Source organism: Marinococcus tarijensis (assembly GCF_054971385.1).
In genome coordinates, this window is record NZ_JBQOJA010000068.1 from 1 (window position 1) to 3,430 (window position 3,430).

A 3,430-nucleotide genomic window follows, 5' to 3' on the forward strand; every position below is an offset into this window, starting at 1 on the left:
CACGCGCTCTCCCATCAAAAGAAAATGACTTCTTCTTAAGTGACCGAAAGTTTCGCTGGCAGGGTTGTGTACAAAAGTCTGCATGATTATGTACTTTTTCATTGCAAAAAACACCATTACCATCGTTAATATAGCAAAGGTCACCATCGCGGCAAAACCCAGACCCATCATACTTCGTCGTACGATTTCCACGAACACGCTATTCTCCTCCTATCAGAAGTTTATTTTTCAGAACCGGGACATATCGTCGGGATACATATTCTTTACTGCCCGAACGAAAATAAACACACTCAAGCGGGGCTTCCGACCTGAAGCAAGGCAAAGGAGATCAGCGACAGGCCCAATCAAGGATTCGATGAATTCTCTCCAAAAGCGTACTTTTTGAGAGGGTAGTAAAGAAAGAATCCCACTCCTGAAATAGTAGGTTTCTTTGCTCGAATCGAATATTAATCCCTCTTTTTTTGCAAAATGAAATAGCTCCCAATACTCGATCCGAACCCACACCCTACGGCTCTTGTCCAGCTGCTTGATAGAGGTAATGATCCTGCCAGCAATCCATATACAGCGATGCTCAACACACTGGCACTCAAGGAAAGCATAACTCGTTTCATATGTATCACCTGCTTCTCTCTATGGACTCCTGTCTTTCGTTCAGCTACCGGCTTCCCTCAGGTCTGTTAAACCCCAAGCCATTGCATACCACTCATGATAAGCATAGACCACACCAAAATTCCTCCCAAAATCCACCAATCATACCGATAATCATCTTTATTACTGCTCTCGTTTTTCCATAGATACGTACCAATACCTAAGTAAAGCAAACAAAAGGGAAAAACAATAAAAAGGAAGCTCCAGTGGCGCGATGGCGTCATATCCAAGTTTATGCTGGGAATTAAAACAACAACGGCCACGACAACAAACCCCAGTGATACTTTTCGATGGGCCTCATTCGCATAATTTTGCGAACGATCCTGCCCATTGCGCTTCACATACCAACGACGCGTTAGAGTCATCGTTAAGGCCATGCCGCCCGCAAACAAAAACAAAAACGAGAACAGTTCCACGAGAAACCATAAATTTTCATTCATTAGGCTCCTGCCCTTCTATTTTTTTCTTCATAATACCATCTAAGAAAAGGAAAAGAATATCTCGAAAAGCGAGATCCCTGTTCGAAAACCCTAGGGAATGCCCGCTTTCCTTAGAAATAGATGAATATCGCTTTAAAATGCCCGCCCTTTTCATGGAACTCTTTATTTTGAAAAATATTACGGTCCATGAAATTTTAAAATGTTACCTTTTTCGTCACAGTATTTGAGAGAGTATAATCATCTACCGGCCCTGGATGCTATGCTCATAAATGGCCGTGGCATCATTTCTTAGGAAACAATCATGGACGATACTCGTGATGCGAAATCTACCCTTCTGATAAAACGCCAGCTGACCAAGACGGAAAATAGCCATGCAGGAAATGTATAAAAAATGAAAACCTCCACTCTATAAACTACGTGGAAGTTTTCATTTATGTCTGCACGACCGACTTATTATTTGTTGCAATGATTAGATCATCCGTTTCTGCTTCCTCTTACTGCCATCCTGAGTGAAAAAATATTGTCACTATCCATTAAAAGTGATGATGAATCCCCAAATATAAGGCATTGGCCGCTTCGTTCCGAAACGAGCTTGTCTTCATGCGCTCCGCTTCTCTCCTATTGGTCACAAATCCTAATTCAACCAAGGCTGCTGGCATTTCCGTGTTTCGTAACACACTAAAATTGGCTGATTTGACCCCTCGATCATCGCTGTCGAATTCATCGACCATGCTTTCTTGCAAATTAAAAGCCAACCGTTGCCCCTCATCGCTGGTCGGGTAGTGATACGTTTCCGTTCCTTCTGCATACGCGGATGATGCCGCATTGGCATGAACACTAACAAAAATGTCAGCATTATTACGGTTCGCTATCGCAGCACGCTCTTGTAGTTCGATGTAATCGTCCCCGTTGCGAGTCATAATGACGTCCGCTCCTGCTTGCTCCAATCGCTGCTTCGTTCGATAGGCAACATCATACACTAATTCCTTCTCATAGAGCCCATTCGCTGAAGCACCTGAGTCATTGTCTCCATGCCCGGCATCAAGCGCAATCGTTTTTCCTTCCACTGAAGCTTCCGTTTCATTCGCAAACGAAAACATTCCCAAAAAAAGCACGGCTAAAAGCATTCCTATGTATTTTTTCATGTCAATTTCCTCCTAAAAAGTGAAAGACAGGATACATTTACTGTACTAAGCACGAAACGCTGGTACAACCTCCCAAAGTTGCCCCGACGAACTGCCTTTAAACATAAGTATGACCTAAAGCAACCTGCCGTATACAAAAACCTTTAGGAGAAAAATACGTCATAGAAGGCACTTTCACCGCACGAGCCATCATTTTTCCCTAGCTGTTCGGACGCTGTTGAAACATGGCTTTATACATGAGGGAGCTGAATGTTATAGGCATGGCTATCATAAAGGTCCCTCTTCTTTTTCTAAAATCATTGTTAATCATAGTGTTTTCTTTACATAATCGCGATTATCAGTAGTCGTTTAAACAAAAAAAGCAAAGCCTGAGGTATAGGCTTTGCTTTTTTTCTTATGATTAATGTCATTTTATTCCGTTACGAACACCCTGCCCAAGAGAGGTCTAAGACCATCAAGACGAGGTGTTCACTTGATTCTTATTAGTTTTAAACGAAAGCTACCAACATAAATACCACGAACAACGCTAAATTACTTGGTACTGTAATCAGACCCACTTTTTTCGCTTTCGCTTGAGGATCAGCCTCCGCACGATTAAATGCCGTTTCTAACGTGAAATTGCTTATAGTAATAATCAGAAATAAAATCGCATACATGAACAGATTTTCTTGGAAAACATCCGTTACTGCAACAGAAAGTAAGGCCAAAGTTACTACATTAATCATCGAAATGGGAAACTTATGCAGTAATGACATCTTACTTCCTCCCTTCTTCTACTAGTTTGGGCAAGCGATAGAACCTGCTGCATATGTTGCTCCCATAGCTGTCGCTACTGCTAAGGCTGCTGGACCAGAAACACCAAGGGCCACCGCCAATGCACTCACACTAGTTGTATGCCCAAAACCTATAGCTGATAGCCAATCGGAACATCCCATGGTGGTAAACTGTCCGGATCCCCCTTGCTGTGCAGCTTCTACTTCTGCCGCCACTCCCTTAAGAGTGTTTTGCAATTCTTCCTTTGATTCAGTTCCCTGCTCTCCATTAATTATACTATTATATTCCGTGATTCCTTTTTCTAATTCTTCCATAAGTATTTCTTTCAATTTAACAAAACTTTTTTTGGCTCTTCACCAAAATATGGACTTGACGAGTTGTCGTCGATGGTTTCCGGTTTCCAGGCGAATCCGCAGGCTGAGA

At 42.3% G+C, this 3,430-nt stretch carries 5 protein-coding genes; all 5 read right to left on the minus strand.

Translation table 11 applies throughout. The annotated features are described in order from the left end of the window. Positions 1 to 192, minus strand: a 192-nt coding sequence (locus ACTTK7_RS17125) for a hypothetical protein (RefSeq protein WP_462869311.1), incomplete at its 3' end; no start/stop codon positions are given. A gap of 485 nt (positions 193 to 677) precedes the next feature. Continuing rightward, positions 678 to 1,088 (minus strand): hypothetical protein, encoded by a 411-nt coding sequence (locus ACTTK7_RS17130; RefSeq protein WP_462869312.1) that lies wholly within the window; start codon positions 1,086 to 1,088, stop codon positions 678 to 680. A gap of 533 nt (positions 1,089 to 1,621) precedes the next feature. Further along, a complete protein-coding gene (locus tag ACTTK7_RS17135) occupies positions 1,622 to 2,233 on the minus strand; it encodes an N-acetylmuramoyl-L-alanine amidase family protein (protein ID WP_462869313.1) in 612 nt (203 codons plus the stop codon). Between the two features lie 488 nt (positions 2,234 to 2,721). After that, entirely contained in the window at positions 2,722 to 2,988 is a 267-nt protein-coding gene (locus tag ACTTK7_RS17140; RefSeq protein WP_462869314.1) for a hypothetical protein, read from the minus strand. A 21-nt stretch (positions 2,989 to 3,009) separates the two neighbouring features. Beyond that, positions 3,010 to 3,321: an MGMT family protein gene (locus tag ACTTK7_RS17145; protein ID WP_462869315.1), complete on the minus strand. Its 312-nt coding sequence runs from the start codon at positions 3,319 to 3,321 to the stop codon at positions 3,010 to 3,012. Between the last annotated feature and the right edge of the window lie 109 nt (positions 3,322 to 3,430).

Excerpts from the sequence above, each read along its gene's own strand:
- ACTTK7_RS17140 (WP_462869314.1), bottom strand. The coding sequence starts at position 2,988 with ATGTCATTACTGCATAAGTTTCCCATTTCGATGATTAATGTAGTAACT.
- ACTTK7_RS17145 (WP_462869315.1), bottom strand. The coding sequence starts at position 3,321 with ATGGAAGAATTAGAAAAAGGAATCACGGAATATAATAGTATAATTAAT.
- ACTTK7_RS17130 (WP_462869312.1), bottom strand. The coding sequence starts at position 1,088 with ATGAATGAAAATTTATGGTTTCTCGTGGAACTGTTCTCGTTTTTGTTT.
- ACTTK7_RS17135 (WP_462869313.1), bottom strand. The coding sequence starts at position 2,233 with ATGAAAAAATACATAGGAATGCTTTTAGCCGTGCTTTTTTTGGGAATG.